The organism is Pseudomonas antarctica (assembly GCF_001647715.1).
Taxonomy (GTDB): Bacteria; Pseudomonadota; Gammaproteobacteria; order Pseudomonadales; family Pseudomonadaceae; genus Aquipseudomonas; species Aquipseudomonas antarctica_A.
The window spans coordinates 5,465,800-5,490,519 of record NZ_CP015600.1 but is presented as its reverse complement, the minus strand read 5'-3'; the positions used below and the strand labels follow the sequence as shown (position 1 = coordinate 5,490,519).

Here is a 24,720-nt window from a genome sequence, read left to right as displayed (position 1 = left end):
ATTTCGGTTCCGAAGAAGCGGGTCTATTGAGACAAGTCTTACAGTTGCAGCATCAGTGTTTTCAGGGGGGGCTGCTGGTCCTGGGAAGGAAAGTCCGCCCCCGGCGTGATGATTTGCCAGTCGCGTACCGGGCGACCGGCTTTTTCGGCGCAACGCAGCACCTGTTCACGCCAGTCATCCATGCTGACTTTTGCGAGGTTGTTGCAGCAGATCAGCACGCCATTGTCGGCCGTCGCCAGCAACGCGGGTTTGAGCAGGCTCTGGTAGTCGCGCAACAGGTCAACGGTGCCGAAAGCGCTCTTGGCCCAGGCCGGGGGGTCGAGCAACACCAAGTCATATTGGCGTTGCTCAAGGCGTGGATAGCTCGGCAGCTTTTGGCCGCGCCGCTGGGTGATCGGCAAGCCCGCCAGTTGGCGAATCGCCGGGAAGTAGTCGGACTGCACAAAATCCATGGTCGGCAAGTGCGGGTTGAGCAGGCCGTTTTCGCGACCGACTGCCAGGTTGCCCTCGGCGAAGTCCAGGTTGCACACCTCACTTGCGCCACCGGCTGCCGCGCTCAAGCCTACGCCACAGGTGTAGGCGAACAGGTTCAGTACGCTTTTGCCGGCGCTGTGGTCCTTGACCCAGCCGCGGGTGTTGCGCAGATCCAGGAACAGCAGCGGGTCCTGCCCGGCATGGCGCCCACGTACACGGTAATTGAGTCCCCATTCGTGGCCGACCTTGTCTTCCAGGGCCACGGGTTCGGCGCGGTACACCGTGTCTTCACGGTCGATTCGCGAGTTGCCACGGGAACGGTCGTTGTACACCAGCAGCAATTCCAGGCCCATGAACTGATTGACCTGTTGGTGCAGGTCCAGCAGTTCCTCGGTGTGCAGGGACTGATGGAAGCTTTGCACCAGCAGTTGCGGGCCATAACGGTCGATGGTCAGGCCACCGGCGCCTTCCTGGCTGCCATGGAACAGCCGGTAGCAGTCGGTGCCTTGGGCATGCAGCTCGTTGATCAGGTCTTGGCGGTGGTCGAGGGCGGCGCGCAGCGCCTGATTCAAGGGAGTCATAGAGCGCGCCTTGCTGTAAATGGGGGCGCGGAGTTTAACAGCTATAGGCGCTGGCCTACATCAACCCCATCCGCCGATGGGCGCGCTGTACCGACCCATTGCGCATCGCCCAACGCAGTAACGGCGCGCTGCGCTTGACCCCGGCGCGGATCATCTGGCGTTGCAGTGGGCTCTGGCGTTGTTCGAGCATCGCGCTGGCCCAGTCCGGCAGCAGGTCGATCCCTGCTTGCATCATCAAGCTGCCAAAGGGTTTGGCCAGTGTGCTGGGGGCGGGCGCATTGACCAATAGGCGCAGCACTTCGCGGCTGCGCTCGTCGCACAGCAATTGCGGACGAATGCGCGCTAGATAATCCGAAATTTCCTGCCGGGAGCGCGGAACATGTCGCGCGCCAAGCCTTTCGGCTACCAGCGCGATTTCGCTGTAGTAGCGATCCTGGTCCCGCCCGCAGAGGTGCGGGTTTCGATAACGCAGGTGCGCCGCGAGAAAGTTGCTGACTTCCGCCACATGCACCCAGGTCAGCAGCTCCGGGTCGCTGGCCGCGTAGGCTCGCCCGTCCGGGGCGTGTCCGACCACTTGCAGGTGGATGGTGCGGACTTTTTCAATCAGCCATTCGGCGTCCTTGCGCGAACCGAACGTGGTGCCGGAAATAAACTGCGAGGTCCGCCGTAAGCGTCCGAGCATGTCCTGGCGAAAGTTGGAGTGGTCCCACACACCGGCCAGGGCCAGCGGATGCAAGGCTTGCAGCATCAACGCGCTGATGCCCCCGATGAGCATGCTGCTGAAGTCGCCATGGACTTGCCAACTGACCGAGTCCGGTCCGAACAGGCCTGGGTCGCCCTTGGGGTTTTCCAGGTCCAACTGGCCCAGTGACAGACCGGTGAGGCTCATCAGCTGGGTTTCGATACGGCTGCGGATAAATTCCATGGCGACTCGGGGGTTCCTATCGATTCAGGCGTTTGTCGATCAGGCCGTCGACGACACTGGGGTCAGCCAGGGTTGAGGTGTCGCCGAGGCTGTCCAGTTCGTTGCAGGCAATCTTGCGCAAGATCCGTCGCATGATCTTGCCGGAACGGGTTTTCGGCAAGGCGGGTGCCCATTGGATCAGTTCCGGCTTGGCAAAGCTGCCGATTTCCTTACTGACCAGGTCAAGCAGGTGCTTTTTCAGCTCGTCATTGGGCTCGACCCCATTCATGGGTGTGACAAAGGCATAAATCCCTTGGCCTTTAACGTCGTGGGGATAGCCGACCACGGCCGCTTCGGCCACTTGGTCATGCAGCACCAGCGCGCTTTCCACTTCGGCGGTGCCGATACGGTGGCCGGACACGTTAATAACGTCATCGATGCGCCCGGTGATCCAGTAGTCGCCGTCGTCATCGCGCCGCGCGCCGTCGCCGGTGAAGTAGTAGCCGGGGTAGGGTTTGAAATAGGTGTCGAGCATGCGCTGCGGGTCGCCGTAGATGCTGCGGATTTGCCCAGGCCAGCTGGCTTTGATGGCGAGTACGCCACTGCCGGCGCCGCTCAACTCCTTGCCTTGTTCGTCGAGCAATACAGGCTGTACGCCAAACATGGGCTGGGTTGCGCACCCCGGTTTGATCCGTTGGGCGCTGACCAGCGGGCTGAGCATGATGCCGCCGGTTTCGGTCTGCCACCAGGTATCGACGATCGGGCAACGCTGCTCGCCCACGGCGTTGAAATACCAGTCCCAGGCTTCCGGGTTTATCGGCTCGCCGACGCTGCCCAACAGGCGCAGGCTGGCGCGGGAGGTGCTCTCCAGTGGGCCGTGGCCCTCACGCATCAAGGCGCGTAATGCGGTGGGCGCGGTGTAGAAGATATTCACATTGTGTTTGTCGATCACCTGCCAGAAACGCGAGCTGTTCGGGTAGCTCGGCACACCTTCGAATATCAGCGAAGTGGCGCCATTGGCCAGCGGGCCGTACACGATGTAGCTGTGGCCGGTAACCCAGCCCACATCGGCGGTGCACCAGAACACTTCGCCGTCGCGGTAATCCAGCACGTACTTGAAGGTCATCGCCGCTTGCAGCAGGTAGCCACCCGTGGTGTGCAACACGCCCTTGGGTTTGCCGGTGCTGCCGGAGGTGTAGAGAATAAACAGCGGGTCTTCGGCGTCCATCGGCTCGGGCGGGCAGTCGTCGCTGGCGGCCTCCAGAGCCTGTTGATACTTGAGGTCGCGGCCTTCTACCCAGGCAAGGTCCGCACCGGTGCGTTCCACCACCACTACCGTGCTGACGTTCGGGCAGCTGGCCAGGGCCTTGTCGACATTTTTTTTCAAGGCCACCGGCTTGCCACCGCGTACGCCTTCGTCAGCGGTGATGACCGTGCGGCAGTCGGCATCGAGAATGCGATCGCGCAAGGCGTCCGGCGAGAACCCGCCAAACACCACCGAATGCACTGCGCCAATGCGCGTGCAGGCCAGCATCGCGTAGGCGGCTTCCGGGATCATCGGCATGTAGATGCACACCCGGTCGCCTTTCTTCACGCCACGACTTTTCAGCACATTGGCCAAGCGGCTGACGTTCTGGTGGAGTTGGCGGTAGGTGATTTTGGAAGACGTTGCAGGATCGTCGCCTTCCCAGATGAAAGCGGGCTGGTCAGCGCGTTGCGCCAGATGACGGTCGATGCAGTTGTAGCTGACGTTCAGTTGGCCGCCGGCAAACCATTGGGCCGCGCCGGTGTTGATGTCCGAGTGTTGAACGGTATGCCACGGAGTAATCCAGTGGAGAAAGCGCTTGGCCTGTTCGGCCCAGAAGATGTCGGGTTGCTCAATCGATTGGCGATAGAGGCGCTGGTAGTCTTCTTGACTAAGCTGCGCCGCCCGGCGCACGGCATCGGCGGTGGGAAATGTGCTGATATCGAACATGAGCGGTCCTTATTCTTGTTTTCGGAACAAGCCATAAAGATGCGCGCACTGGGGGGAGGGTTCAAGGCCAACGTCCAAACGGACGTTGGCCTTGCGATACCTGGATCAGCCGCGGTGACGACCGCGGAAGTAGTTGATCAGGCCCTGGGTCGAAGCATCCTCGGCCGAGGTTTCTTCGGCGCCGGTCAGACGGTTGTACACGCCTTTGCCCAGCTCTTTACCCAGCTCCACGCCCCATTGGTCGAAGGCGTTGATGCCCCAGATCACGCTCTGCACGAACACTTTGTGTTCATACATGGCCACCAGTGCGCCGAGGCGACGCGGGCTGATGCGCTCGACCACGAGGGTGTTGCTCGGGCGGTTGCCCGGGATCACCTTGTGCGGGGCCAGCTTCTGCACGTCGGCTTCCGGCATGCCCTTCTCGCGCAGTTCGGCTTCGGCTTCGCTGCGTGTCTTGCCGAGCATCAGTGCCTGGCTTTGCGACAGGCAGTTGGCGAACAGCCACTGATGGTGGTCGGACACGGGGTTGAAGCTGACGATCGGCACGATAAAGTCGGCCGGAATCAGTTGGGTCCCTTGGTGCAGCAACTGGTGGTAAGCGTGTTGACCGTTGCAACCTACGCCGCCCCAGATAACCGGGCCGGTATCGGTGGACACTGGCGAACCATCCTGGCGCACGCTCTTGCCGTTGGATTCCATGTCCAGCTGTTGCAAGTGCTTGGTGATGTTACGCAGGTAGTGATCGTACGGCAGGATCGCGTGGCTGCGCGCACCCCAGAAGTTGCCGTACCACACGCCCAACAGACCCAGCAGCACCGGCATGTTGGCTTCGAACGGAGCATTCTGGAAATGCTGGTCCATGGTGTAGGCACCGGACAGCAGCTCCTTGAAGTTGGACATGCCGATGGCCAGGGCAATTGGCAAACCGATGGCGGACCACAACGAGTAACGGCCACCGACCCAGTCCCACATCGGGAAGATGTTTTCTTCGCGGATACCGAAAGCTACCGCCGCCGCGTTGTTACTCGATACGGCGATGAAGTGGCGGTACAGCTCGGCTTCCGAACCACCCTGGGCCAGGTACCAGGCGCGTGCAGCCTGGGCGTTTTTCAGGGTTTCCAGGGTGTTGAAGGACTTCGACGAGACGATAAACAGCGTGGTCTCGGCGCGTAGCTTCTGGGTCAGCTCGTGGAATTCGCTGCCGTCGATGTTCGCCAGGTAATGGCAACGCACGCCTTTGTGGGCGTACGACAACAGCGCCTCGGAGACCAACTCCGGGCCAAGGAACGAACCACCGATGCCGATGTTGACCACGTCAGTGATCGGCTTTTCGGTGTAGCCACGCCACAGGCCATCGTGGATACGGCCCACGAGGTCGGTGATCTGGTTCAGCACCTTGTGCACATCCGGCATGATGTTCACGCCGTTGACCGACAGCTTGTCGCCCACTGGGCGGCGCAGGGCGGTGTGCAGGGCCGGGCGGCCTTCGGAGGAGTTCACAGGTTCGCCGGCATACAGCGCTTCGATCGCGCCTTTAAGGTCGACTTCCTTGGCCAGCGCCACCAGCAGGTCACGGGTTTCGCTGGTGATCAGGTTTTTCGAGTAATCGAGGAACAGCCCGCAGCTGCTCAGGGTGAATTGGGAGAAGCGCTGGGGATCGGCATCAAACGCTTCGCGCATGCTGAAATCCTGCATGGCGTGGCGGTGTTGATTGAGCGCTTGCCAAGCGGGCAGAGCGGTAACGTCATGAGGGGTGCGGTAGTACGCCATCGCTGCGGGTTTCCTTTTTATTACGGGGACTTGCCTTTAGGACACTTCTAAATCCGGAACGTCCAGTCTTTCATCAGGCGTTGGGTTCCGGTCAGCGCCAATAATGGCGCAGGGCGATTACATTAAACCTAGCGTGTCGATATGTCTTGGCTTTGTCTGCGCTGTAGCCGGTACTTTTTTATACCGGCGCAGCAGGGAGGGCAACTGTTTAGCGGTTTTTAAGGGGGAAAGGCCGGGTGGGTCAGGCCAGATTCAAGTGCAAGTTATCGATCAGGCGCGTAGCGCCCAAATACGCGGCCACCAGGATAACGACATCACGGTCTTCAGTCGTGGCCGGACGCAGGTGCACGCCTTGGCGCACTTCCAGGTAATCCATGCGCAAGCCGGCCGCTTCGATGTGCTGGATCTGTTCGGCGCGCAGCTTGGCGAAATCGTGGTCACCCGCTTTGATGGCGGTAGCGATCTGGCTGAGGCTGCGGTACAGCACGGGGGCGATGGCGCGTTGTTCTTCGGTGAGGTAACCGTTGCGCGATGACAGCGCGAGGCCGTCGGCGGCACGTACGGTCGGTTCGCCGATGATCTGGATCGGCATGTTCAGGTCATGGACCATGGCGCGAATAACCGCCAGTTGCTGGTAGTCCTTCTGGCCAAACACGGCCATGTCCGGCTGGACCATATTGAACAGCTTGCTGACTACCGTGGCCACACCTTCGAAATGCCCTGGGCGACTGGCGCCGCAGAGGCCTTCGGACAGCTGCGGGACACTCACGCGGGTCTGGCCGGTCATGCCGCCGGGGTACATTTCTTCGACGGTCGGCGCGAACAGCAGGTTGCAACCGGCTTGCAGCAGCTTTTCCTGGTCGGCAGCCAGTGTGCGGGGATATTTGTCCAGGTCTTCGCCTGCACCGAACTGCAGCGGGTTGACGAAAATGCTCGCCACCACGAAGTCCGATTGCTGCGCGGCCTTGGTCACCAGGGTGGCGTGACCGCTGTGCAGATTGCCCATGGTGGGCACAAAGCCGATGCGCTTGCCGGCACTGCGCGCGTGAGCGACGGCGGCTCGCAGTTCTCGTACGGTTTTAACGGTGTTCATGCAGAGAATCCGTGTTCGGCACCTGGGAAAGTAACGGCTTTGACTTCGTCCACGTAAGCGCTCAACGCCGCCTGGATGCTGTCCTGGCCGGCCATGAAGTTCTTCACGAACTTTGGCGCACGGCCGGTCAGCGACAGGCCGAGCATGTCGTGCATCACCAGGACCTGGCCGTCGGTGGCGGAACCTGCGCCAATGCCGATCACCGGCACTTTGACAGCCTGCGTGATTTCCGCCGCCAGTTCGCTCGGCACGCATTCCAGCAGAATCATCGCCGCACCTGCTTGTTCCAGGGCGATGGCGTCCGCACGCATCTGGCGCGCCTGGGCTTCATTGCGACCTTGTACTTTGTAGCCGCCGAGGAGGTTGACCGACTGCGGTGTCAGGCCCATGTGCACACACACGGGTACGCCGCGCTCAGCCAGCAGTCGGATCGACTCGGCGAGCCATACGGCGCCTTCCACTTTGATCATGTGCGCACCGGCTTGCATCAGTTTGCCGGCGTTTTGAAAGGTCTGTTCGACCGTGGCGTAACCCATGAACGGCAGGTCGGCGATGATGAAGGCGCCGTCGTTACCGCGTTTAACGCTGGCGGTGTGGTAGGCGAGTTCATCGGTGGTGACGGGCAGGGTGCTGTCATTCCCTTGAAGAACCATGCCCAGGGAGTCACCCACCAGTAGCACCTCGACTCCGGCCTGGCAGCAGGCCTGGGCGAAGGTGGCGTCATAGCAGGTCAGCATGGTGATTTTTTCACCTTTGAGCTTCAGGCTCTGCAAGGTGGTCAGGGTAATGTCTGGCATGAAAAGGGTCCTCGTTCAGGCGCTTGGAAACAGCGAGTAACGCGCGCGAGTCTTCGTTTATACAGGCGCACTGTCTTGAGAGCAGTGCTTATAAGGCCTGGATTGCGCCCTTTAGCGCCGGGTCGGCGGCAGCGGGACGCCTATAGTCGTGATGAGGACACGGGAAGTCAATTGGATGTGTTACCGCATTGTTACGAGTGGGGTGTTACCGCTGTTACTGACGCGATTCAGCAGGTTGACCGCCGCTTTGAGTCACGCCAGAGATCAAGTGTGGGCGCAGGCTTGCCGGCGATGCAGGCGACTCGGTACATCCGTCACACCGAGTTGACGCTATCGCAGGCAAGCCAGCTCCCAACGGGATCGCATCAAGCTTCCGGGAGGCGTTCCAGGCCTACAAACGGGCAGGCTGCCAGCAGTTCGCTGAGCGTTTGGCCGTTTGGCAGTTGCAGGTTGGCGGGTGCCAGCTCGGCCAGCGGGTACAACACGAACGCGCGCAGGTGCATCTGGTAATGGGGCACCTTGAGGCGCGGTTCATCGATCAGGCGATCGCCGAACAGCAGGATATCCAGGTCCAGGGTGCGTGGGCCCCAGCGCTCAAGGCGCTCGCGGCCCTGGTCGTTCTCGATGGCTTGCAACGCATCGAGCAACGCCAGTGACGCGAGACTACTGTCCAGGGCGGCGACCGCATTGGTATAGCGCGGTTGGCCCGGGAGCAGGGAGTCACTTTGATAAAACGCCGACACGCCGGCGACGGTGGTGCCTGGCAATAACGCTAACGCCTCGACGGCGCTGCGCAATTGTTGGTCCGGGGCAGCGAGATTGCTGCCCATGCCGATGTAGATACGGTCCACGTTTATTCGCCTGTGGCGCCCGAGGCATCGGTGGAGCTGCGTTTGCGCTTGCCGCCACTGCGGCGACGCTTCTTCGGGCCTTCGCCGGCGCTATCGCCTTTGCTGCCGAGGTCACGAATCATGTCGCGACGCTGGCTGTCATTGGCGTCCTGGTAGTCAGTCCACCATTCGCCCAGGCCGTCGGTCTGCTCACCCGCGCTTTCGCGCAGCAACAGGAAGTCATAGCCGGCGCGGAAACGCGGATTGTCCAGCAGCAGGTCGGCGCGTTTGCCGCTGCGGCGCGGCAGGCGCTCCTGCATGTCCCAGATCTCGCGGATCGGCATGGTAAAGCGTTTCGGGATAGCAATACGCTGGCACTGCTCGGCGATCAGCTCGTGCGCGGCTTCCTGCATGGCCGGGATCGGCGGCATGCCACGGTCTTGCAGACGCAGGACGCGTTTGGGCAGGGCTGGCCACAACAAGGCGGCAAACAGGAACGCCGGGGTCACCGGTTTGTTCTGCTTGATGCGCAGGTCGGTGTTGATCAACGCTTCGCTGATCAAGGTGTGGGTGTACGTCGGGTTGTATTCCAGAGCCTCGGCGCTCGCCGGGAACAACGGATCGAACAACTGCAGGTCGACGAGCATTTCGAACGTGTCGGCGGCATAGCCCGACAGGAACAACTTGAGCACTTCTTCGAACAGGCGCGCGGAAGGAATCTCACGCAACATCGGCGCCAGCTCACGAATGGGCGCGGCGGTGTGTTTTTCGATGCCGAAGTTCAGCTTGGCGGCAAACCGCACGGCGCGCAGCATGCGCACCGGGTCTTCCTGGTAGCGCTGAGTCGGGTCGCCGATCAAGCGGATCAGGTTGTTGCGAATGTCGTGTACGCCATTGGCGTAATCGAGGATGCGCTCGCTGACCGGGTCGTAATACAGCGCGTTGATGGTGAAGTCGCGGCGTTGCGCATCTTCTTCCAGGGTGCCGTAAACGTTGTCGCGCAGGATGCGTCCGCTCTCGTTGCGGGAAGACTGGTTAGTGTCTTCCTCTTCATCGTTTTGCGGATGGCCTGCACGGAAGGTTGCGACCTCGATGATTTCGCGACCAAAGTGGATGTGCACCAATTTGAAGCGGCGGCCGATGATTCGCGCATTGCGGAATTCGGCACGCACTTGCTCGGGCGTGGCGCTGGTGGCGACGTCGAAATCTTTGGGTGTGATGTTGAGCAACATGTCGCGCACGCACCCGCCCACCAGGTAAGCCTGGTAGCCGGCGTTCTGCAAACGTTCGACGATGTTCACCGCATAACGGCTGAATTGGGCGCGCTGCAATGAATGCTGATTGCTGTTAAGCACTTCAGGCGTGCTGCGAATGTGTTGCGTACGACGCAAGGGGGAACGGAATGACTGGAACAACTTCTTCAGCATGGGATGCACTGTTTGAAGGAATGTTCGGCCATAACGAAGAATGACCGCATGATGGGCCGGGATTCTAGCATTTAGTCGGGGGATGGTGTAGGAACAAGCTGCAAGGCTTGAGCCAGAAGCCTAAAATTGTCAAATCCCGGAAACTACAAGGGGAGCCGAAGCTCCCCCAGAAGTAGTTGCGTGCTCTATTTTTATTATTGATTGCGGGCTTCTTGTTTTTGTTGATCGCCCTCGCCATGAAGCTTCACCTTCATGACACTCCCAATCGGGAGCCAAGAGCAAACGGATTGCTTTGGTCGCTGTGTTGCTGATCTACGATCCAACCAGTTCAGGCTCTGCCTTAGGGCAGTTTTTGTTGTTCTCGGCCTGGTTGCGGGGCAAGCCCCAAATGCAACGCCTCTCCAAAAGAATCAGTTAGCTGCGCCTCCGCCGTGTTGTTTTTGTTATGCGTGAGTCGATTCGTCTTATTTTTATTGTCTTGTACAAAGCTTGTTATTGTTTTTGTACTAAGCATATAGCAGGGTGCGTGCCAACTTTTGTGCCGCCCAGCAAAAACGGGGGGTTGAGGTGGTTTTGGCTTTTTGATGGACCAAAAAAAGCCGAGGCTTCGTTACCGTAAGCCCCGGCTTTTGTTACGTGAAAATTCAGCGGTAACAGTTTTTTCACATCTGAGGGTGTTACCTGTGAGGGCGCACCCTCAACTTTCGCTGGCAACCCCGGTCTTGCGCCGTGGAATGCCCAGGCGCTGGCGCCGCTCCCACAGGCACTTGCGGCTTACGCCCAGCTTGCGGGCCAGCTCGGTCTCGGTCATGTGGTCCTGATGCTCAAGGACGAAATGCTGGAAGTAGTCTTCCAGTGACAAATCTTCAGTCGGCTCATGGCTGGTATTGCTGGCGCCGCCCTGTTGCGGGGCCAGGCCGATGAAATCGTCGTCCTCCAGGTCGCTGAGCTCGATATCGATACCCAGCAGCTCGGCGGAAATCTCCGGGCTTTCCGACAGAATCACTGCGCGCTCGACCGCATTCTCCAGCTCTCGCACGTTACCCGGCCACGAGTAGTGCCGAATTGCCTGCTCAGCGTCCGGGGCAAACTTGAGGTCGGTACGGTTGATACGCGCGCTCTGGCGCAGCAGGAAGGCGCTGGCGATCTCGTTGACGTCGGCGCCACGCTCGCGCAGGGCCGGCAGCTTAAGGGCGATCACGTGCAGGCGGTAATACAAGTCTTCACGGAACTGGCCGATCTTGGCCAGGCTCTTCAGGTCCCGGTGGGTCGCAGCGATCAGGCGAACATCGACCTTCTGCGATTGCACCGAACCTACGCGGCGAATTTCGCCTTCCTGTAGCACGCGCAGCAAACGTGCCTGGGCTTCCAGAGGCAGTTCGCCGATTTCGTCGAGGAACAAGGTGCCGCCGTCCGCCGCCTCCACCAAACCCGCGCGCCCGGCGCTGGCGCCGGTAAACGCGCCTTTCTCGTGGCCGAACAGTTCGGACTCGATCAGGGATTCAGGGATCGCCGCGCAGTTCACCGAGATCATCGGCGCCTTGGCGCGCTTGGACAGGTTGTGCAGCGCGCGGGCGACGAGTTCTTTACCAGTGCCCGATTCGCCCTGAATCAATACATTGGAGTCGGTCGGCGCGACTTTGCGGATCTTGCTGTACAGGTCCTGCATCGGAGGGCAGGAACCGATGATGCCGATTTCGCCGTTGCTGTTGTCGACGCCTGGCTTGTCCGCACCGTTGGCGCCTTTGCCGGCGGGGCGCTGTTCGGCCGGGGCACTGCTGGCCGACTGGCGGTCGCGCAGGATGCGGGCCACGGCCTGGAGCATTTCGTCGTGGTCGAACGGCTTGGCGATGTAGTCCACCGCGCCCATCTTCATCGAGTCCACTGCCGAACGCAGGCTGGCGTAGCTGGTCATGATCAGCACGGGAGTGCCCTGGCCAAGCTTGATCAGCTCGGTACCCGGCGCGCCCGGCAGGCGCAGGTCGCTGACAATCAGGTCGAACGTGGGAATGCTGAATCGCTCTTGGGCTTCCTGCACCGAGCCGGCTTCGCTGACCTGGTATTGATTACGTTCAAGCAGGCGACGCAAGGCAGAGCGGATAATTGTTTCGTCTTCGACGATCAAAATGTGCGGCATTGATTCAATTCTCTCGACGGTCTCAGTTCACAGCGGACGTCGCTTCGACATGACGCGGCAAGGTCACCCGAATACGGGTGCCGCGTTGGCTTTCAGTGTCAGCCGGGCTGTCGATGGTGATTTGTCCATAATGCTCTTCAACGATGGAATAGACCAGTGCAAGGCCCAGACCGGTACCTTCACCTGGGTCCTTGGTGGTGAAGAAGGGTTCGAACAATCGGTCCATGATGTTCTGTGGAATACCGCTGCCTTCGTCCTCCACGATCAGATCGACCGTGTGCTCGAAAGCCTCGCTCTTGACGCGTACCGCGCTGTGCGGCGGGGAGGCGTCACGGGCGTTGGAAAGCAGGTTGATCAGCACCTGCGCCAAGCGTTGGGAGTCGCCGTCAACCCAGTGGTCCGGATCACACAGGTTGAAGAACTGTACTTCGAAATTGCGCCGGTTCAAGGCCAGCAGGCCAATGGCATCCTGCGCCACTTCGGCGAGGCACACCGCCTCGTCCTGATTCTGATGAGCGCCCGCGTGAGCAAAGCTCATCAGCGACTGCACGATGCGGGAAACGCGCTTGGTCTGCTCAAGGATCTGCCCGCTGATTTCGGTGATTTCACCGTCCTCTTCGCGCTCCTCGCGCAGGTTCTGCGCCAGGCAGGCAATGCCGGTGATGGGGTTGCCGATTTCATGGGCAACACCCGCTGCCAGGCGGCCAATGCTCGCCAGGCGTTCGGAATGCACCAGCTTGTCTTCCAGCATCTGGGTTTCGGTCAGGTCCTCTACCAGCAGCACCAGGCCACTGTTGCCAGGCGCCAGTGGCTCATCGATGGCGGCCTTGTGCAGGTTGAGCCAGCGGGTCTGGCCGTCCAGCGCCAGATGCTGCTTGTGTAAATGCTCATCGGGCAGGTTGATAAAGCCTTGCAGCAGTTCTTTCCAGGGGTCGGCCAGCGTATTCAGGCGCGAACCCACTACGCGCTGAGCAGCGATGCCGGTCAGCTCTTCCATGGCCTTGTTCCACATCAGGATCTCTTGATCCTTGGCCAGGGAACACACGCCCATCGGCAGTTCCTGAAGGGTTTGACGGTGATAGCGGCGCAGGGCATCGAGTTCGGCGGCGAGACCGGTGAGGCGTGAGTGGTAATCCTCCAGCCGGCTCTCGATGAAATGGATGTCTTCGGTGACGTAGTTTTCGCCGCCGGCCTTGTAGGGCAAGAACGTTTCTACCATGTCCTGAGACACGCTCGGCCCCATCAGGCCGGACAGGTTGGCTTCGATACGGTCACGCAGGCGGCGCAAGGCATACGGGCGACGCTCGTCGAACGGCAGGTACAGATCGCGCAGCGCCTGTTCGACTTCTTTCTGTGCGGCCTTGGCGCCCAGTGGTTTGGCCAATTGGGTGGCGAACTCCTGGGGTGAGGCGGCATGCAGTTCGCGCCGTTGCGGGCGCCGCACGTTGTCCACCGCGCACGCTTCGGCAGCGCTGGTTTCTTCCGGGCTGGCGTTGGTGAACAGCGAGATCAGGGTGAACATCAGCACGTTGGCAGCGAGGGAGGCAATGGCCGCCATGTGCCAGCTGGTGTCGTCCAGCACGTAGATCATGTTCAACAGGGGAATGTAAAAGCCCTGCAGGTTGCCGACCAGCGGCAGCAGCATGGTGACAATCCACACCAGGATCCCGGCCAGCAGCCCGGCGATGAATCCACGTCGATTAGCGGTTGGCCAGTACAGCACCGACAGCACGCCGGGCAGGAACTGCAACGTGGCGACAAACGCGACGATGCCGAGGTTGGCCAGGTCTTGTCCGGGGCCCAGCAACAGGTAGAAACCAAAGCCGGCCATGATGATTGCGACGATCAGCGCGCGCCGTGTCCACTTCAGCCAGCGGTAGATATTGCCTTCAGCCGGCGGCTGGTAAAGCGGTAGCACCAGGTGATTGAGCGCCATGCCCGAGAGCGCGAGCGTGGTGACGATGATCAAGCCACTGGCCGCCGATAAGCCGCCGACGTAAGCCAGCAATGCCAGGGATTTGCTGTTGGCGGCAATCCCGACGCCGAGGGTGAAGTATTCGGGGTTGGTGGTCGCCCCCAGCTTGAGGCCAGCCCAGAGAATCAGTGGCACCGCCAGGCTCATCAGCAGCAGGAACAACGGCAAGCCCCAGCTGGCGCTGACCAGTGAGCGCGGGTTGAGGTTCTCGGTGAACGTCATGTGGTACATGTGCGGCATCACAATTGCCGAGGCGAAGAACACCAGCAACAGCGTGCGCCACGGGCCTTCCTGCAGCGGGGTGTGCAGGGCGGCGAGGGCGGTCTGGTTTTGCAGCAGCCACAGTTCCAACTGTTGCGGGCCGTCGAATACGCCGTACAGCGCATAGAGGCCGACACCGCCGATGGCGATCAGCTTGATGACCGACTCAAAGGCAATCGCAAACACCAGGCCTTCGTGTTTCTCACGGGTGGCGATATGGCGTGAGCCAAAGAAAATCGTGAACAGCGTAATCAGCGCGCAGAAGGCCAGGGCAACGCGATGCTGCACCGGCTCGCGGGTGAGGATGCTGATGGAGTCCGCCACAGCCTGGATCTGCAGGGCCAGCAGCGGCAGCACGCCGATCAGCATGAAGATCGTGGTCAGTGCGCCAGCCCAGGTGCTGCGAAAGCGAAAGGCAAACAAGTCCGCAAGGGACGACAGCTGATATGTACGGGTGATTTTCAGGATCGGGTATAGCAGCACCGGCGCCAGCAGGAATGCGCCGGACACCCCGAGATAACTGGAAAGAAAGCCGTAGCCGTACTGATAGGCCAGGCCCACCGTGCCATAAAACGCCCAGGCGCTGGCGTATACGCCCAAGGACAAGGTGTAGGTCAACGGATGGCGAATGATCGCCCGCGGAATCATTCCGCGCTCACTGATCCAGGCGACGCCGAACAATGCTGCCAGGTAGGCGGCGCTGATCAGCAGCATCTGGGTGAGGCTAAAGCTCATCGGCATCTTTTTGGCTCTGCAGGATGAAGGTCACGACGATCAGGATCAGCCACAGCAGATAAGGGCGGTACCAGGCGCCCGTGGCGTCGATCCACCAATCCATGATGGCGGGGGAAAACAGGTAGATCCCGACGACCAGCAGCAGGACCAATCGATAGATGTACATGTTGGCCTCTGAGTAAAAAACTGCGGCGATGGTAACGGATGGCTGGGAAGCTGCAAGCGCCTTCAGCTCAATTGCGCTTCGGCCAGTGTGAGTGTGCGCGGGATCATTGTGGCATCCCAGTGCGCAATGCCCCAATCCAGCAGCTCCCGTGGGCTGGCGTGGAGAAGTTCGCTGCCGGGTTGTTGGCCGAGCGCGCGCAGGGCCCTCACTAGCAAAGGCGTGGCCTGGTCGGGTGTCAACGGTGGGGAGCGGTAGGATTTGCCCAGCTTGTGACCGTCCGGCTGGATGATCAGCGGCACGTGCAGGTAGCGCGGTTGGCGCAGCCCCAAGAGTTCTTGCAGGTAAAGCTGGCGCGGTGTGGAATCCAGCAGGTCGGCACCGCGCACGATGTCGGTAACACCTTGCCAGGCGTCGTCGAGTACCACGGCCAACTGGTAGGCATACAGGCCGTCGCGGCGACGGATGACGAAATCGCCTACATCACGCCCCAAGTGCTGTCGGAATTCGCCCTGTACGCGGTCGGTAAAGTGGTATTCCAGCTCAGGGACACGTAAGCGGATAGTCGCATCTTGCTGATCATGCCCGGCATTTCGGCACAGCCCCGGGTAGATCCCGTTGTAGGGCTCCAGCTGTTTGCGCGAGCAGGTGCAGGCGTAGGCCAGGCCGTGGTTGAACAGATCGTTCAGGACTTTGGCATAAGACTCATGCCGCTCGCTTTGTCGGACCAGTTCACCCTCCCACTCGAAGCCATAGCTTTCCAGGGCATGGAGAATCGCTGCCTGGGCGCCGGGCTCTTCACGGGGTGGGTCGAGGTCTTCCATGCGCATCAGCCAGCGGCCGTGATTGGCGCGGGCATCGAGGTAGGAGGCGAGGGCGGCAACCAGCGAGCCGAAATGCAAATGGCCGCTGGGCGTGGGGGCGAAACGCCCGATATAGGTAGAGGCTGTCATGGGCCGGATACTACTGGAAAAACGGTAAATCCCAGAAACAAAAATGGGGCGTTCGCACGCCCCATTCGTTCAGCCCGGCAGGGTTACTTGCCGACCTGTTTTTCCTTGATTTCAGCCAAGGTCTTGCAGTCTACGCACAGGTCCGCAGTTGGGCGGGCTTCCAGACGACGAATACCAATCTCGACGCCGCAGGATTCACACCAGCCGTATTCTTCGTCCTTGATCAGTTGCAGCGTCTTGTCGATTTTCTTGATCAGCTTGCGCTCGCGATCACGGGCGCGCAGTTCGAGGGCGAACTCTTCTTCCTGGCTGGCACGGTCGGCCGGGTCAGGAAAGTTGGCTGCTTCGTCCTTCATATGGTCAACGGTGCGGTCAACCTCCTGCATCAAGTCCTGTTTCCACTTGTTGAGGATTTTGGTGAAGTGCTCGCGCATGGGCTCGCCCATGTACTCCTCACCTTTCTTTTCGACGTAAGGTTCGAAGCCATTGAGGCCTTGAGTCTGCTGTTGCTTTGCTTGGGTGGACATGAATAGACCGCCTCTCACTCTTCTAATCCATTGCGCAGGATTGCAACGTCACCGACACCTGCCGGCCCTGCGGCTGCAAGCGGGCGAACTTACCAGATAGATTCGGGGTGCGCCACTCCCGGTTGTCGTGGCCCATCGCCAGGGGGTTGCAAACTGCTGCAGCCCGCCATGGCTGGGTATGCATGGGCCTGAATATTGATTTTAGTCGTTTTGCGCGCGCTTGCCCGGGCCGCACAGGTGGCCGAGCAGGCAATAGAACATGTTTTACGTCGCGGGTTCGGTAGAATCCAAACTTTGTCCTCACCGTCTAAGGAAGGCTAATGGCTCAGCCCTACAGTGCGCGCAGTCGCGCCATCGAACCTTTTCATGTCATGGCGTTGCTGGCGCGAGCCAATGAGCTGCAGGCAGCCGGTCATGATGTCATCCACCTGGAAATCGGCGAGCCGGATTTCACCACGGCCGAACCTATCATCCAGGCCGGCCAGGCTGCGCTGGCCAGCGGCAAGACTCGCTACACCGCGGCACGTGGGGTGCCGGAGTTGCGCGAGGCCATCAGTGGTTTTTACCAGCAACGCTATGGGCTGAGCGTCGATCCCGAGCGCATTCTGATCACCCCCGGTGGCTCCGGCGCCTTATTGCTGGCCAGCAGCCTGCTGGTGGACCCAGGCAAGCACTGGCTGCTGGCGGACCCGGGTTACCCGTGCAACCGGCACTTTTTGCGGCTGGTGGAAGGTGCGGCGCAACTGGTGCCGGTAGGCCCGGAAGTGCGCTACCAATTGACCGCCGATCTGGTTGCCAGGCATTGGGACCAGGACAGCGTTGGCGCATTGGTCGCGTCCCCTGCAAACCCCACCGGCACCGTCCTCACCCGCGACGAATTGGCCGGGTTGTCGAGTGCAATCAAGGCGCGCAATGGGCATCTGGTGGTGGACGAGATTTATCACGGCCTCACTTACGGCACTGACGCCGCCAGTGTGCTGGAAGTCGACGACGGGGCCTTCGTCCTGAATAGTTTTTCGAAGTATTTCGGCATGACCGGCTGGCGCCTGGGCTGGCTGGTAGCGCCGCCGGATGCGGTGAGTGAATTGGAGAAGCTGGCGCAAAACCTCTACATCAGCGCGCCGAGCATGGCCCAATACGCGGCTTTGGCCTGTTTTGCCCCGCAAACCCTGAGCATTCTGGAAGAGCGCCGCGCCGAATTTGGTCGCCGTCGTGATTTCCTGTTACCCGCCTTGCGCGAGCTGGGGTTCGGTATCGCCGTGGAGCCGGAAGGGGCGTTCTACTTGTATGCCGATATCAGCGCGTTCGGCGGCGATGCCTTCGCGTTTTGCCGCCATTTCCTCGAAACTGAACATGTGGCTTTTACGCCGGGGCTGGACTTCGGCCGCTATCAAGCCAGCCACCATGTGCGTTTCGCCTACACGCAAAACCTCGATCGACTACAAGAGGCGGTGGACCGGATCGCCCGTGGACTGCGGAGTTGGCAAGGCTGATGCGCTTTCATCCTCCCCTCGAAGAAGGGCGGCTGATTCGCCGCTACAAGCGCTTTCTCACGGATATCGAAACCGTTACCGGCGAGTTGTTGACTATTCACTGCCCGAACACAGGCTCGATGCTCAATTGCATGGTGGAGGGCGGCCAGGTCTGGTTCAGTCGTTCCGACGACCCCAAGCGCAAGTTGCCAGGCACCTGGGAAATTGCCGAAACGCCGCAGGGCCGACTTGCGTGCGTCAATACGGCACGCGCGAATCAGTTGGTTGAGGAGGCACTGCGCGCCGGGGTTATTACTGAGCTCAATGGCTTTACCGCGCTGAAACGTGAAGTGCCTTACGGCCAGGAAAAAAGCCGCATCGACTTTCGCCTGGAATACCCGCAGGGCGCGGCGTACGTGGAAGTTAAAAGTGTAACCCTGGGTTTCGATGGCTCGGCGGTGGCGGCCTTCCCCGATGCGGTGACGCAACGGGGCGCCAAGCATCTGCGCGAGTTGGCGCACCTGGCCCGCGACGGCGTGCGGGCGGTGCAGCTGTATTGCGTCAACCTGTCGGGTATCGAGGCCGTGCGCCCTGCCGTGGAAATCGACGCTGGTTACGCTGCCGCGTTGCGTGAGGCCAAGGCGGCCGGTGTGGAAGTGCTGGCTTATGGTGTACAGGTCACGCCTGAGGAAATTTACGTCGACCGCCGCTTGGAAGTGCTGATCGGCGACTAGAGTTCAACCCACAGGCCCTTTGCATCTTCGCGGCCGTGCAGGGCTTTGAGGCTTTGGCCTGCACACGGCCCGGCGATGCATTCGCCGTTTTCGATCAGGAACAGCGCGCCATGGGTCGCGCACTGGATCAGGCTGGCGCTGGCGTCGAGGAAGTGGTCAGGCTGCCATTCCAGCGGGATGCCGCGATGTGGGCAACGGTTGATATAGAAGTAGGCAACGCCGTCCCGGCGCACGGCCAACAGCTTGCAGCCGTCGATCTCGAAACCGAGGCTGCTGTTGGGTGCGAGCCTGTCGGAGGAGCAGAGAAACTTCATTTCAATCCTTAAGTGCCTTGACGTTCAAATGCAAACAATTATCAAATGCCGGCTTCGCCCGTTAGCTGATTGGGCGCTCAGTACGATGCCAGACGGGTTTAATCTGTCACATCGGTGAGTGCTTGAGTGGCCCTGCCCTTGGAAGGAAACCCTGATATGCGCCTGAGTACCAGCGCTATTGCGCTCGTTGCCTCACTGCTGGTCAATCACGGGGCGCAAGCCTCTGAACTGCCACAACGCTGGGTCAGTGCCGGTGGGGCGCTATCGGAATGGGTGACGGCCCTGGGTGGTGAGTCGAAGTTGGTGGGCGTCGATACCACCAGTCAGCATCCTGATGCTCTCAAGAAGTTGCCCAGTATTGGCTACCAACGGCAGTTGTCGGCTGAAGGTATTTTGAGCCTGCGCCCGCAGGTTCTGGTCGGCACTGAAGAAATGGGCCCACCACCGGTGCTGGCGCAGATTCGGGGGGCTGGTGTGCAGGTGGAGATGTTTTCGGCGCAGCCCGATTTACCGACGTTGAAGGGGAATCTTCAGCATCTGGGCAAGTTGTTGGGCAGTGAGGCCAAGGCCAACGAATTGTTTGCCGGGTATGAGCAGGCTCTTGAGCAGCAAAAAGCCTGGGTTGCCAAGGCCCAATCCACCCAAAAGACACCGGGCGTGTTGTTGTTGCTCGGTCACGCGGGTGGCAAACCGCTGATCGCCGGTAAAGACACGGCTGCCGACTGGATGTTGCAGCTGGCGGGCGGCAAAAACTTGGCGACCCATACGGGTTACAAGCCATTTTCGGTGGAGTCGTTGGCGGGGTTGAGCCCCGATGTGCTGGTGTTTGCTGACCGCGCCTTAACCGGTGACGCCGCGAGGGCCGCCTTGTTCAAGGAGAACCCGATTTTGGCTTCGACGCCGGCGGCCAAGAATAGTCGGGTGTTTGAGTTGGACCCGACCCTGCTGGTCGGTGGGCTCGGGCCACGCCTGCCGCAAAGTCTGGTGAAACTGTCTGCCGGGTTTTATTCGTCCCAGGCTAAACCTGCCCCATGACGACTTTGATTAAACCGAAAACGCTATTTATTGGGCTGGCGCTGTTATGTCTTTTGGCAACCTGGCTTTCCTTGGCCTTGGGGCCTGTCAACTTGCCTTTGCTGGATACACTGAAGGCCGCCTTGCGCATGATGGGCGCACCGATTGAAGCCCAGGGCCTGGAGCAGGCAGAGCTGATTTTAGGGCAGATTCGTTTGCCGCGTACCTTATTGGGGCTGGCCGTTGGCGGTGTCCTGGCATTGTCGGGCGTGGCGATGCAGGGGCTGTTTCGCAACCCGTTGGCCGATCCGGGGTTGGTCGGTGTTTCCAGTGGTGCGGCGTTGGGCGCGGCGATCGCTATCGTCGGCGGCTCGTTTTTTGGCGGCCTGCCGGATGCGTTCGGTCCTTACCTGCTGTCGTTGTGCGCGTTTCTCGGCGGTTTGGGCGTCACTGCACTGGTTTACCGGCTGGGCCGCCGCAACGGCCAGACCAACGTCGCGACGATGTTGCTCGCCGGTATCGCCCTCACAGCCCTCGCCAGCTCGGCGGTGGGGTTGTTTACCTATTTGGCGGATGACGCCACGTTGCGCACTCTGACCTTCTGGAACCTGGGCAGCCTCAATGGCGCAAGCTATTCGCGGTTGTGGCCGCTGTTGCTGGTAAGTGCCGGTGTTGCGTTGTGGTTGCCGCGCCGGGCGAAAGCGTTGAATGCGTTGTTACTGGGTGAGTCGGAGGCCAATCACCTTGGGATTGATGTGGAGCGTCTCAAGCGTGAACTGGTGTTCTGTACGGCTTTGGGGGTGGGCGCGGCGGTAGCGGCGGCGGGAATGATCGGGTTTGTCGGGCTGGTAGTGCCGCATCTTGTGCGGATGTTGGCGGGGCCTGATCATCGGGTGCTGTTGCCGGCCTCGGTGCTGGCCGGGGCGAGCTTGTTGCTGTTTGCCGATCTGGTGGCCCGCTTGGCCCTGGCGCCGGCTGAATTGCCGATCGGCATCGTGACTGCGTTTATTGGTGCGCCATTTTTTCTGTATTTGTTGCTGCGAGGGCGCGCCTGATGCTGCGAGTCGAAGCGTTGCAGGTGAGGCGTGGTCGCAAAACCGTGCTGTCGGACGTCACTCTGGACGTGTTACCGGGCGAGGTGCTCGGTGTGCTGGGCCCGAATGGTGCTGGCAAAAGCACGTTGCTCGGTGCGCTGTGCGGAGAGCTTCAGCCGGATCAGGGCAATGTGTGGCTGGATCAGCAAGCCTTGCAGGACTGGAGCGGACCGCAGCGCGCCCAGCGTCTGGCAGTGTTACCGCAGACTTCCACCCTGGACTTCGCTTTTCGTGTCGAAGAGGTTGTAGGCATGGGCCGCTTGCCCTATCAGACCGGGCGGGTGCGTGATGACGAGATTATTAATGCGGCGCTGCAGGCGGCGGATATCGGGCACTTGAGCGGTCGCAGTTACCTGGCCCTTTCGGGCGGTGAGCGCCAACGTGTGCACCTGGCGCGGGTTCTGGCGCAATTGTGGCCGGGGGAAGCGGGGCAGACGTTGCTGTTGGATGAGCCGACATCGATGCTCGATCCCTTGCACCAACACACGACCTTGCAGGCAATACGTACATTTGCCGACCGGGGAGCGGCAGTGTTGGTGATCCTCCATGACCTGAATCTGGCGGCGCGTTACTGTGATCGCATTCTGCTGCTGGAAGGCGGGCGTCCACATGCCCTGGACACGCCGGCACAGGTGATGCGGCCTGGGCCACTCAAGGCGGTGTTTGGCCTGGACGTATTAGTGCAGCCACACCCCGAGCGCGGGCATCCACTGATTATTGCGCGCTGAAATCAGTTTTTCGTAGGCAAAAAAAGACCCGGCAAGAGCCGGGTCAAATAACCGTGATTAGCCTGATGAGGAGATAATCTGAGAGTCCGAACCAATGGTCTTTCAGTTATCGGCTGATCTCGCGACCAGTTGTGATAATCATAACGATTCTCATTTGAGAGTCAACATTTGTTTTTGAACGTCCTTTCGTTTTTCTCAAACGAGCGTTAGAACCGCCTGTAAATATTGGGTTTGCTAACTCACCTAATTCTTCTGGCGCGCTGAAATCGCATCCAATTGACGGTTCAGAGCTTCCTTGCGCTCCGCCGGGATATCGTTCCAGTGCACATCCATCAGCGCCCCTTCAATCGCATACAGCAGGACTTTCGACGCTCGGAACCCGCGCGTCCTTACGGCCCGATAGGCATCGACCGCTCCCAGCCGGCGCAAGTCGGACGCGCTGTGGATGCCCACCGCGTGCAGCCACTGCGCTGACGTCTTTCCCAGATTTTTCAAGTGTTGCAGCTCATCGTTCATCAAGCCTCCTTGCGACGGCCGAATGGTGCGGTGGGTATCGTGACCAGGCAGGCCTGAAAGGGAGTGTAGCGCTCAGTAGGAAAAGCGTGATTCTTTGGTCAGGCGCGGCTGAAAAGCTATAAGAGTGGCACAGGAATTTTGACGATAAGCAGGCAGGAGGCACCCGGTACGCACGATACGTACCCGGGGCCCAGAGTGTGATGTTACCTGGTGCGGTAACGCAGACGAGTGCCGAAATTAACCGACATCAAGATCTCGTCAGCCGTCAATTCGGCAGGGAAGTAGGTGCCGGAGATCTGCGCATGGGCCAGGCTGGCGCCTTCCAGTGAGCAATCGCGCAAATCCAGCCCGCGCAGGTCGGCAGAGCGGAAGTACGCGTCGGTGAAGTCCACGCCTATGGCATTCAAATCGCGCAGGTCCAGCCCTCGGAAGTCGCCACCGCGCATGTCGATAATCCCGTCTATTGGGCGTTCCTGGTTGAAGCCTCGAATGTCGTCCTTGTGCAGGAGCGCGTAGAGCGGGGTATCAAGAAGCTTGGGCTGACTCATGACGGCGACTCCCGTTGGAATTATGACGCCATTATAGTGCCACTATTACTGGGTCGTGCACCCAAGATCGGTGACACGACCAAGAAATATTTCTTACAGACCGGGCAGGTGCTGACGAATGTGCGCGACTAACGCGTCCAGCGTTCCGCTTTCATTCGTCTCGACACGCTTGCTGAGGAGCTGCTCCTCGGCCGTCAGCGGGTCGCGACTGGCTTGCTGCTCTTCGATAATGCTCAGTGTTGCGTCGGAAGGATCATTTTTATCGGCCTGACGCTGTGCCAGCCAGTTGGCGATAACGGCTTGCGGCGCATTGCAATCCAGGATCAGGAAGGGCGCGCCGGTGGCTTCAGCAATCTTCGCTGCGGCGTCGCGTTGCTCGCGCTTCAGGAAGGTGGCATCCAGTACCACCGGATACCCGGCACGCAACAGGGTGTCGGCGATTTCGTTCAAGCGAGCGTAGGTCGCTGCGCTGGCATCGGCAGCATAGATACCGGCTTGCGGCGTGTTCTCTACCTTCTGCTCGCCGAACAGGCGCTTGCGCTCCACATCCGAGCGCAGGCGCACAGCGCCGAGTGCTTCCACCAGGCGCATGGCAACGTGGCTTTTGCCGACTGCCGATACGCCGTGGGTAATGGCGAGGAAGCGCGAAGGAATGGTGCTGTAGCTTTCCGCCAGGTTGGCGTAGTTGCGGTACTGGCGCAGGGTGGTGGCGCGCTGCACCGGGCTTGCCTCGCTCGGCATGCTGAACAGCGCCACCTTGGCGCGGACCAACGCACGGTAGGCTTTATAGAAGTTCAGCAGTTCAAGGCCTTGGTAGTCGCCGGTCAACTCCAGGTATTGGCTGATAAACCGGCGTGCCAGGGATTTGAGGCCGCGGTCTTCCAGGTCCATGGCCAGGAAGCCGGTATCGGCGTAGACGTCGGTGAAGCGAAAGGGTTCGTTGAACTCGATGCAGTCAAAGATCACGACCTCGCCATCGATCAGCGTGGCGTTGCCCAGGTGAATATCACCGTGGCATTCGCGAGTGAAACCCTCCAGCTTGCGCTGTGCCAGCAGCGGCTTGAGGCGTTCGAAGCTGCTTTCAGACCAGGCTTGCAGGGCTTCCAGTTGAGCCAGGTCAGCCTTGTCGCTGAGAAATGGGCGAATCTGCTCGAAGTTCTGGCGTATCGGCGCCATCACTTCGTCCGGGGTGCCGGCTGGGTGTTCTTGCGGCACTTTCGGTGCGGTCAGGTGGAAATGCGCAATCTGCTTGGCCATCTCATCAATGTGCGCGCTGGTCAGTTCGCCGTTGGCTTGCAAGGTACTCAGCATTTGGCTTTGCGGGAACTGGCGCATTTTCAGCGCGTACTCGATTACCGGGCCTTCGCCGTTCAGTTGCGGGGCTTCGGCAGTGCCGGTGATCGGCAACACTTCGAGATACAAGTCTTTGGTCAGGCGCTGGTTGAGTCGCAACTCTTCGTTGCAAAAATGACCACGATCGGCCAGCTCAGTGAAATTCAGAAAGCCGAAATTCATCGGTTTCTTCAGTTTATAAGCGAAGGGGCCCGTCAGTATGACCCAGGAAATATGGGTCTCGATGACTTGAAACGCTTCAACCGGATGCGGATACAAAGCCGGGTTTTGCAGTGCAGCGATCAGGGACTGGCTCACAGGCGATCCTTCAAAGTCTGGGGGAAATCATGGCTGGCATTATGGCGG

Annotated in this window: 22 protein-coding genes; 5 read left to right on the top strand and 17 right to left on the bottom strand. The window is 60.3% G+C overall.

Translation table 11 applies throughout. The annotated features are described in order from the left end of the window. Positions 1 to 38: 38 nt before the first annotated feature. The 13 genes from A7J50_RS24940 to dksA form a co-directional block, all read right to left on the bottom strand. Complete coding sequence (locus A7J50_RS24940; RefSeq protein WP_064454170.1) at positions 39 to 1,055, bottom strand: class I SAM-dependent rRNA methyltransferase; 1,017 nt, start codon at positions 1,053 to 1,055, stop codon at positions 39 to 41. 55 nt (positions 1,056 to 1,110) lie between these two features. Beyond that, positions 1,111 to 1,980, bottom strand: coding sequence for an oxygenase MpaB family protein (locus tag A7J50_RS24935; protein WP_064454169.1), 870 nt, complete (start codon positions 1,978 to 1,980; stop codon positions 1,111 to 1,113). 16 nt (positions 1,981 to 1,996) lie between these two features. After that, positions 1,997 to 3,934: an acetate--CoA ligase gene (gene acs, locus A7J50_RS24930; RefSeq protein WP_064454168.1), complete on the bottom strand. Its 1,938-nt coding sequence runs from the start codon at positions 3,932 to 3,934 to the stop codon at positions 1,997 to 1,999. A gap of 105 nt (positions 3,935 to 4,039) precedes the next feature. Continuing rightward, the gene (gene pgi, locus A7J50_RS24925) at positions 4,040 to 5,704 is read right to left on the bottom strand and encodes a glucose-6-phosphate isomerase (RefSeq protein WP_064454167.1); all 1,665 of its coding nucleotides are present in this window, start codon (positions 5,702 to 5,704) and stop codon (positions 4,040 to 4,042) included. A gap of 241 nt (positions 5,705 to 5,945) precedes the next feature. Then, entirely contained in the window at positions 5,946 to 6,797 is an 852-nt protein-coding gene (gene panC / locus A7J50_RS24920) for a pantoate--beta-alanine ligase (protein ID WP_064454166.1), read from the bottom strand. Then, a complete protein-coding gene (gene panB / locus A7J50_RS24915) occupies positions 6,794 to 7,594 on the bottom strand; it encodes a 3-methyl-2-oxobutanoate hydroxymethyltransferase (RefSeq protein WP_064454165.1) in 801 nt (266 codons plus the stop codon). The genes panC and panB overlap by 4 nt, the downstream gene beginning before the upstream one ends. A gap of 365 nt (positions 7,595 to 7,959) precedes the next feature. Then, complete coding sequence (folK, locus tag A7J50_RS24910; protein WP_064454164.1) at positions 7,960 to 8,445, bottom strand: 2-amino-4-hydroxy-6-hydroxymethyldihydropteridine diphosphokinase; 486 nt, start codon at positions 8,443 to 8,445, stop codon at positions 7,960 to 7,962. Between the two features lie 2 nt (positions 8,446 to 8,447). Then, positions 8,448 to 9,851, bottom strand: coding sequence for a polynucleotide adenylyltransferase PcnB (locus tag A7J50_RS24905; RefSeq protein WP_064454163.1), 1,404 nt, complete (start codon positions 9,849 to 9,851; stop codon positions 8,448 to 8,450). Positions 9,852 to 10,548: 697 nt separating this feature from the next. Beyond that, the gene (locus A7J50_RS24900; protein WP_053258060.1) at positions 10,549 to 11,988 is read right to left on the bottom strand and encodes a sigma-54-dependent transcriptional regulator; all 1,440 of its coding nucleotides are present in this window, start codon (positions 11,986 to 11,988) and stop codon (positions 10,549 to 10,551) included. Between the two features lie 22 nt (positions 11,989 to 12,010). Beyond that, positions 12,011 to 14,965, bottom strand: coding sequence for a sensor histidine kinase (locus A7J50_RS24895; RefSeq protein ID WP_167353711.1), 2,955 nt, complete (start codon positions 14,963 to 14,965; stop codon positions 12,011 to 12,013). Further along, complete coding sequence (locus A7J50_RS31485; RefSeq protein WP_003176118.1) at positions 14,949 to 15,125, bottom strand: hypothetical protein; 177 nt, start codon at positions 15,123 to 15,125, stop codon at positions 14,949 to 14,951. Before A7J50_RS31485 ends, A7J50_RS24895 begins: the two co-directional genes overlap by 17 nt. Before the next feature lie 62 nt (positions 15,126 to 15,187). Beyond that, the gene (gene gluQRS / locus A7J50_RS24890; RefSeq protein ID WP_064454161.1) at positions 15,188 to 16,075 is read right to left on the bottom strand and encodes a tRNA glutamyl-Q(34) synthetase GluQRS; all 888 of its coding nucleotides are present in this window, start codon (positions 16,073 to 16,075) and stop codon (positions 15,188 to 15,190) included. An 83-nt stretch (positions 16,076 to 16,158) separates the two neighbouring features. Further along, positions 16,159 to 16,602, bottom strand: coding sequence for an RNA polymerase-binding protein DksA (gene dksA, locus A7J50_RS24885; protein ID WP_025857127.1), 444 nt, complete (start codon positions 16,600 to 16,602; stop codon positions 16,159 to 16,161). 320 nt (positions 16,603 to 16,922) lie between these two features. Here dksA and A7J50_RS24880 point away from each other — a divergent pair, with 320 nt between their 5' ends. Both A7J50_RS24880 and sfsA read left to right on the top strand, forming a co-directional pair. Beyond that, on the top strand, positions 16,923 to 18,095 hold the full coding sequence (locus A7J50_RS24880; RefSeq protein ID WP_064454160.1) for a pyridoxal phosphate-dependent aminotransferase: 1,173 nt from the start codon (positions 16,923 to 16,925) through the stop codon (positions 18,093 to 18,095). Beyond that, the gene (sfsA, locus tag A7J50_RS24875) at positions 18,095 to 18,808 is read left to right on the top strand and encodes a DNA/RNA nuclease SfsA (protein WP_053258056.1); all 714 of its coding nucleotides are present in this window, start codon (positions 18,095 to 18,097) and stop codon (positions 18,806 to 18,808) included. Before A7J50_RS24880 ends, sfsA begins: the two co-directional genes overlap by 1 nt. Here the strand turns inward: sfsA and A7J50_RS24870 are convergent. Beyond that, positions 18,805 to 19,122 carry a Rieske (2Fe-2S) protein gene (locus A7J50_RS24870; protein WP_064454159.1) on the bottom strand — a complete coding sequence of 106 codons (318 nt, stop codon included), beginning with the start codon at positions 19,120 to 19,122 and terminating at the stop codon, positions 18,805 to 18,807. The genes sfsA and A7J50_RS24870 overlap by 4 nt on opposite strands. 156 nt (positions 19,123 to 19,278) lie before the next feature. On the opposite strand from A7J50_RS24870, the gene A7J50_RS24865 reads away from it, so the two are divergent. The 3 genes from A7J50_RS24865 to A7J50_RS24855 are packed head-to-tail and all read left to right on the top strand — an operon-like array spanning position 19,279 to position 21,958. Next, positions 19,279 to 20,157 (top strand): heme/hemin ABC transporter substrate-binding protein, encoded by an 879-nt coding sequence (locus tag A7J50_RS24865; protein ID WP_064454158.1) that lies wholly within the window; start codon positions 19,279 to 19,281, stop codon positions 20,155 to 20,157. Next, entirely contained in the window at positions 20,154 to 21,191 is a 1,038-nt protein-coding gene (locus tag A7J50_RS24860; RefSeq protein ID WP_064454157.1) for a FecCD family ABC transporter permease, read from the top strand. Before A7J50_RS24865 ends, A7J50_RS24860 begins: the two co-directional genes overlap by 4 nt. Positions 21,192 to 21,214: 23 nt before the next feature. After that, a complete protein-coding gene (locus tag A7J50_RS24855) occupies positions 21,215 to 21,958 on the top strand; it encodes a heme ABC transporter ATP-binding protein (RefSeq protein WP_410524806.1) in 744 nt (247 codons plus the stop codon). Positions 21,959 to 22,201: 243 nt separating this feature from the next. Here the strand turns inward: A7J50_RS24855 and A7J50_RS24850 are convergent, their stop codons facing one another. From A7J50_RS24850 to A7J50_RS24840, 3 genes are all read right to left on the bottom strand, one after another. Next, positions 22,202 to 22,474 carry a TfoX/Sxy family protein gene (locus A7J50_RS24850; protein WP_010562703.1) on the bottom strand — a complete coding sequence of 91 codons (273 nt, stop codon included), beginning with the start codon at positions 22,472 to 22,474 and terminating at the stop codon, positions 22,202 to 22,204. 203 nt (positions 22,475 to 22,677) lie between these two features. Beyond that, positions 22,678 to 23,022, bottom strand: coding sequence for a pentapeptide repeat-containing protein (locus tag A7J50_RS24845; RefSeq protein ID WP_064454155.1), 345 nt, complete (start codon positions 23,020 to 23,022; stop codon positions 22,678 to 22,680). Between the two features lie 93 nt (positions 23,023 to 23,115). Continuing rightward, the gene (locus A7J50_RS24840) at positions 23,116 to 24,672 is read right to left on the bottom strand and encodes an AAA family ATPase (RefSeq protein ID WP_064454154.1); all 1,557 of its coding nucleotides are present in this window, start codon (positions 24,670 to 24,672) and stop codon (positions 23,116 to 23,118) included. Positions 24,673 to 24,720 lie beyond the last annotated feature (48 nt).